Here is an 887-nt window from a genome sequence, read left to right as displayed (position 1 = left end):
CGAGACTTGGCGACGAAGGAGCCTAGTCGCAGCGGTGAGGGTGATCGGGCGGCTGGGCGCACCAGGGCCATCGCCGCGCAACCCGGCAGCAACACCCCCGCCCAACCCTCCCCCATCGAGGGGGAGGGCTTTCGAGCACTGTCCTCAAAACAGCCCCGGCACCTCGCGCTGTGCCGGGCTGGGCGCATCCGGTACCAGCAGCTCGCGGTCGCTGGCGATCAGGCCGCGCTGCGACTGGCCGGCGATATTGCCCGATGGGCCGCTGAGCGAGATCGCGGTGCAACTGCGTCCGGCAAGGAAATCGAGCGCGCCACGGATCGAGGCTTCCTGCGGATCGCCCAGCGGCCGAGTGAGGTCATCCGCCGCCTGGCAGGTCACGTCGAGCGTGCTCGCGAGGCCGTTGAAATACTCGCCCTGGTTGCGGCTGTTGACAGAACTGAACGCGACGACGCGCACCCGGTCGTCGCAGGCGCTGCGGTCGAGCGCGATCTGGCCCACGGGCTTGCCGAAGGTGTTGGCGCCAATCAGCGCCAGGTTGCGGCCGAGATAGGGGGCCATCGAGTTGATCACCAGTTCGCTCGCCGATGCGGTGGCGCCGGTGCCGATGAACGCGATCTTCACCGGGCTCACCGACTCCGCGCGCGGGGCAAAGAGGCGGTTTTCGTTGCGCGCAGATTTCGACGCGCGGAAGCGCACGCCCGAAAAGAGATCGTTGCTGCTGCGGTTGCCGCCGAGCAGATCGCCCATCAATTCTGCGGTCGAAACCAGCCCGCCGCCATTATAGCGGAAATCGATGATGAACTCGGTGATCCCCGCTGCACGAAAGCTGGCAAAGGCTTCGCGGAGCGGCGTATCGGCGGACGAGATGAAGGTGCGCAGGTTGATAT

The 887-nt window shown here is 66.7% G+C and carries 1 protein-coding gene; it reads right to left on the bottom strand.

Annotated elements, in window-relative coordinates:
* Window positions 1-144: 144 nt before the first annotated feature.
* Window positions 145-887: S41 family peptidase (locus tag AX735_RS04300; protein WP_231750019.1), on the bottom strand; the 743-nt coding region annotated here is incomplete at its 5' end.

It is taken from the genome of Blastomonas sp. CCH1-A6 (genome assembly GCF_001556365.1).
Classification (GTDB): Bacteria; Pseudomonadota; Alphaproteobacteria; order Sphingomonadales; family Sphingomonadaceae; genus Blastomonas; species Blastomonas ursincola.
Note: the sequence above shows the minus strand (reverse complement) of the source record. Positions and strands in the feature narration are given on the sequence as shown.